Source organism: Fretibacterium fastidiosum (assembly GCF_000210715.1).
Lineage (GTDB): Bacteria > Synergistota > Synergistia > Synergistales > Aminobacteriaceae > Fretibacterium > Fretibacterium fastidiosum.
This window is the reverse complement of record NC_021038.1, coordinates 1,657,340-1,662,541: the sequence shown is the minus strand read 5'-3', so window position 1 is coordinate 1,662,541 and position 5,202 is coordinate 1,657,340. Positions and strand designations below refer to the sequence as shown.

The window sequence follows — 5,202 nt, the reverse complement described above, 5'->3', positions numbered from 1 at the left end:
CGAGGTGGCGTCGACGTCGTCTACGTTGACGGACCTCAGCCAAAAGTACACGACGCTTGCGAACTCCGGAAAGTCGGAGAACCGCAGCGAGGCGCTGAAGCTCTGGACGAAGGCCGCTGGCGCCTGGTGGGACGCGCTGTTCGCCCTCCTCCGCGCCTGCACCGAGGACATGCCGGAACAGCTCTCCTTCGACGAGCCGGAGCGCCTGTTCATCGACTTCGGCTGTCCGGGCGCGCCGGGGTCGCTCCTGCCCGCCCACCAGGACTTCAAGGCGGACCGCGCCCTGAACGCGCACTGCGGCGCGGGCATCTTCCCAACCTTCGCCCTGTCGGACTACATCGCCTCCTGTTGGGCCATGATCACGGGCGCCGAGTGCCCGGCTCCCTCCATCGGCCTGCCGCCGGCGGACCGCGCGAAACGCCTCGAGGAGGAACTTCAAAAGCTCCAGGACAGGCGGGGCGCGGAGCTCTCCCGCATCGCCGCCGAGCACCGCGACGCAGCCGCCGAAGCCGACAGGCTGATCCAGGACCTGAACGCTTTCGAGCTGACGGCGACGAAGGTGGAGATGCGCGTTCCGGAGTACCGCGAGGCGAAGGAGGACCTGCGGGCCTCCCTCTCGCAGGATCGCTTTCGCTACGCGGAGGCGGAAAGCGCCATGCGCCTCATGATCTCGAGCGCGCAGAAGGACGCCGAAAAACCCCTTCCCCTGCCGGACATGGAGGCGTTTCTGGCGCTGCACGAGGAGACGCGCACCACGGCGCGAAAGATCCTCTACTGCCAGATGGACGTGCGGAAGGTCGAGCGCCGTTTCAAAAAGGTCACGGACGCCTGCTCCCAGTTCTCCGACGCCATGAAACGCAGCGAGCTCAAGGAGATGGTCCAGCGCAAGAGGGAGTACATGGCCGTCCCCGGCAAGATCGCGCGCTGCGACACGACGCCGCTCTGCCCCTCGGACGCGGCCCCCATCGACCGCGCGGCCAACCTCGCCCGGCTCGAGGCGATGTGCAGCATGGACATGGACATGTTCGCCGTGCCGCGCATCCGCATGTACGGCATCCCCAGCGTCATCTTCATCCCCGGCCAGGGGCTTGGCGCCTACGACTGGCAGGACCACGCGCTGCTCCTTCCGGTCTTTCCCAACGGCGGCGAGGACAAGTCCCTCAGCTACGCCCTCGGCGCCTTCCGCTGGGACAGCGACGAGGAACGCCGGCTGAAGAACCCCTACGAGCACCTGAAGGACAACCGCAACAAGTCCATCCTCGCCATGGCGGCCTCCTTCTACAAGGACTACTTCCTCTGGATGACCAAGGAGAAGAAGGGCTACCGCATCCTGCCGCGGGAGACGCACAAGGCTTTCGAGCTGATGTTCGCTCCCCGCAAGGAAGAGCTCTAGAGCCCTGTAGTTTCCGGACGTCCACTCGATACGAAAGACAAAGGCCCGAAGCCCGTTCCCGCTTCGGGCCCGACCATGAGGTTTTCCCCGCAAACTTCCTTGGAAAAGGAGGCGTTCTGCCATGACATGATGCGCAAGGTGAAACCGCTCACGGCGGGAAGCGTGCTTCCCGTTCGCGTCCTCTGCGTCCTCATGTTGCGGGGGAACGTCCCCGGCCTCATCGCGCTCCATGGGCCCCCCCGCAGGCGTCCGCTCTGACCGACACTCAGGCGGACCTGTCCCTGTGCCCCAGACTATGGAGGTCTTGTATCATGGATAAGTTATTGACGTCCCGCAACGGTCCCTGGATCGCGGGCGGGATCATCGGGCTCATCGCCGTGCTGCTCGTCAAGTTCGGCAACCCCGGCAACATGGGCTTCTGCGTGGCCTGCTTCACGCGGGACATCGCGGGAGCGCTGGGCCTGCACCGCGCGGCGGTGGTGCAGTACATCCGGCCGGAGATTCCGGGCTTCATCCTGGGCGCCTTCCTGTCGTCGCTCCTGTTCCGCGAGTACGCGCCCCGCGGAGGCTCCTCCCCCGCCGTGCGATTCGTCCTCGGCATCTGCGCCATGTTCGGCGCGCTGGTGTTTCTGGGCTGCCCCTGGAGGGCGTACCTCCGCCTGGCGGGCGGTGACTGGAGCGCGGTCTATGGGATCGGCGGCCTGATCGTCGGCGTGCTGATCGGCATCGGGTTCCTGTGGAACGGCTTCAGCCTCGGCGCCGCCGAGCGCACCCCAAAGGGCGCGGGCCTCGCGATGCCCGTCCTGGCTCTCGGTATCCTGGCGCTTCTGTTCCTGAAGCCGACCATCGAATCCGTCGGGGCCGACGGCGCGAAGGCCGTGACGTCCCTCATCTTCTTCTCCGAGAAGGGACCGGGGGCCACGCACGCAGCGCCCCTGATCTCCCTGGCCGCCGGCCTCATCGTTGGATGGCTGGCCCAGCGCAGCCGGTTCTGCACGGTGGGAGCCCTGCGCGACCTCTTCATGATGGGCGACGCCCACCTCTTCAAGGGCATCGTGGCCTTCACCGTCGTGGCCTTCGCCGCGAACTACGGCTTCGGCTTCTTCAAGCCGGGCTTCGGCAACCAGCCCATCGCCCACACCAACGAGACCTGGAACTTCCTGGGCATGGTGCTCTCCGGCCTGGCCTTCACCCTCGCGGGCGGGTGCCCCGGACGCCAGCTCATCATGACGGGGGAGGGCGACAACGACGCCGCCGTCTTCGTCCTGGGCATGCTGGTGGGCGCCGCGATGGCGCACAACTTCTCCGCAGCCTCCAGCGGCGCAGGCCTTGGCCCCATGGGCATCCCCGTGACGATCGCCGGCCTCGTCTTCTGCCTGGCCGTCGGCGTCCTGTTCCGTCCGGCGCGGGCCTGACGCGGTCAGGCTCCGCAGCCTACCCAATTCAAGGAGGTCTTGGTCATGAGCGAAACGATCACGGTGGATGCGAGGGGGCTCTCCTGTCCTCAGCCCGTCATGGCGGCGAAGAAGGCCCTCTCCGGCCTGATGTCCGGTCGGGTCGAGGTGCTCGTCGATACGGGCACCTCGCGGGACAACGTCGCGCGCTTCGGCGAGAACAAGGGCTGGCGCGCCGCGAAGGAAGAACGCGAGGGCGGCTGGAAGGTCGTCCTGGAAAAGTAAGCGCAGCGCGGCCTCCGCGGCCGACGTGCGTTTTGAGGCCGGTCGGTTTTCCCGACCGGCCTTTTTTGGAAGACGAGTGATGGCGGCCCCTTGGGGCCGCCATCATCTGCCATGTCCATCCTCAGGTCCGCAGGGCGACTACATACCCGCAGGCGGGACCAGGAGGCTCGAGTAGATCCCCGCCAGGATGACGGAGGTGATCGTCACGGTGATGAACCCGCCCGTCAGCATCCTGGGCAGCATGTGGCTCATCAGGAAGTTGTACGTGTCCTCGTCGCCGCCCGCCAGGGCCTTCGACGCCTCGTCCGTGAGGACGTAGTTCGGCGGGAAGCCGTAGAGGGCCGTCAGCGAGAGCGCCATGGACATGGGCAGGGTGTAGCCCAAAACCGCGCCCACGATGCAGGAGGCGACCAGAAGCCCGGCGACGCCCACCACCACCACCACCGCGATGGGGCGCACAAGCTGCGGCAGCATCTCGGGCGTTGCGCTGTTCAGCATCCCCATGATGAAGACCATCAGGATCGTGATGAGGTAGCCCATGGCGCCGGCCTTGTTCATGGGCCTGCGCTCCACGATGCCGAGCTCCGCGGCGATGGCGCCGAAGATGAGGCAGATCACCAGCGGGTGCAGCGCGTAGCGCACCCACTCCGAGTTGAGGTAGGCCAGAAAGGATTTCAACCCGATCGATGAAAGGTCGGCCAGGGAGGCCACCAGCGCGACGCAGGCGATGTGCGTGTAGGTGGTCTGGTACTTCAGGGGAACGAGGTGGAAGCCCGAACCCGTCGCCGCATCCACGTCGGACCGCGCGGCCTCGGCCCTGCCGTCGGCCCGGAGCTTCAGCAGGCGCTTGCCCTCGCTCTTCAGGCAGAGCGCCGTCAGCGGGTAGCCCACGAAACCCTGCACGATGTAGATGAGCATGGCCATCACGGCCATGTCCTTCATTCCCAGGTCACCTGCGGCCTTGCCCATGATGATGGCCGCCACGACGCCGCCCGAAAGCGGGGGCGTGCCCGTGACGATCGCGTTGCGGTCCGTGAACAGGGGGCCGACGTACCACAGGAGGAGGGCCATTCCCGCAAGCCCCGCCACGGCAATGACGACCGTCTTCCACTCCCGGCACAGCTCGCGGACGCTCATCATGGTGCCCATGTGGGTGATGAGCAGGTACATGGAGAGCGTAGCGATCGGCGCGCCCATCTGGGCCCGATCCACGACGTCCTTCGGCAGCCAGCCGCCCCAGTAGCCGGCCAGGAACAGGACCGCCGCGACGAACACGGACGGCACGAACGCCTTCGTCTTCATGGAGACGATGTCGCCAATCGACATGAACACCAGGACGACGAGGAGACACATGATCGGCGTCAATGTGACTTCCAACGAAAAGACCTCCCTGACACAAAAAATTTTCCCCCCGCTGCAAGGCGGCAGACGGAATTCAAAAAATTATAGCGCATTTTTCCCCTGGAGCTCTCATTCTGTCTTGAAAACAACGTATTCAAGAATCAGATAGTTGATTCAACGTCGTCAAAAAGGAGCGCAGCGGCGCCGCGCCGGGGAGCAAAACGCCCCGATGGGAAATCCCACCCCCTTCGCCCGGCGCTGACGCGGAGCTCCCACGCCGGGCCGATTCGGACTGCCCGATCCTCGCCTCAGCGGACATCAAACGCATTTTACAAAGCACGCCCGGTCGTATAGAATGACAGCGTGGAGAAAGGGATTTCTTCGCCACTTCTCCGCAGCGCGTTTCTTCAGTCCACACGAACTTTTAGATTTTTATCATGATTCTGCTGGGAGGGATTGACGTTGTTTATGACGTCGCTGAAGGTGGTCATGGTTTCGCTGGCGTTTGCGGGCCTCGCCCCGAACGTCCCCGACGCGGGGGGGGAGGCAATATTCACGGAAGAGGGCACCCCGACAGTGGAGGCCACCGTCTCCGCCGAGGCCGAGGGCGATACGGAAGCCGAAAAGGTTGCGGAGGCCAAGGCGACCTTTGACGAGCAGGACCATGCCGTGCAGTCTCTGAAGCTCGCGGAGCGCGAGGCCGAGTTGGCGCGGCGCGAGGCGGAACTGAGCAGGCGGGAGGCCGATCTGGTGAAACAGGACGAGGCCTCTTCCGCGTCGTCCATCGAG

5 protein-coding genes are annotated in these 5,202 nt (G+C 65.4%); 4 read left to right on the top strand and 1 reads right to left on the bottom strand.

Annotation, left to right across the window (positions count from 1 at the left end):
* The 3 genes from SY1_RS07675 to SY1_RS07665 all read left to right on the top strand — a co-directional run.
* Positions 1 to 1,393, top strand: a 1,393-nt coding sequence (locus SY1_RS07675; protein WP_208873321.1) for a hypothetical protein, incomplete at its 5' end; no start/stop codon positions are given.
* A gap of 311 nt (positions 1,394 to 1,704) precedes the next feature.
* Positions 1,705 to 2,808, top strand: a complete 1,104-nt coding sequence (yedE, locus tag SY1_RS07670) for a YedE family putative selenium transporter (protein WP_015556683.1) — start codon at positions 1,705 to 1,707, stop codon at positions 2,806 to 2,808.
* 45 nt (positions 2,809 to 2,853) lie between these two features.
* On the top strand, positions 2,854 to 3,072 hold the full coding sequence (locus SY1_RS07665; protein WP_015556682.1) for a sulfurtransferase TusA family protein: 219 nt from the start codon (positions 2,854 to 2,856) through the stop codon (positions 3,070 to 3,072).
* Positions 3,073 to 3,210: 138 nt separating this feature from the next.
* On the opposite strand, the gene SY1_RS07660 is transcribed toward SY1_RS07665, so the two are convergent.
* Entirely contained in the window at positions 3,211 to 4,449 is a 1,239-nt protein-coding gene (locus tag SY1_RS07660) for a hypothetical protein (RefSeq protein ID WP_243440631.1), read from the bottom strand.
* Between the two features lie 426 nt (positions 4,450 to 4,875).
* Between SY1_RS07660 and SY1_RS07655 the strand changes: the two genes are divergently transcribed.
* A partial coding sequence (locus SY1_RS07655) for a hypothetical protein (RefSeq protein WP_208873320.1) occupies positions 4,876 to 5,202 on the top strand: 327 nt, incomplete at its 3' end.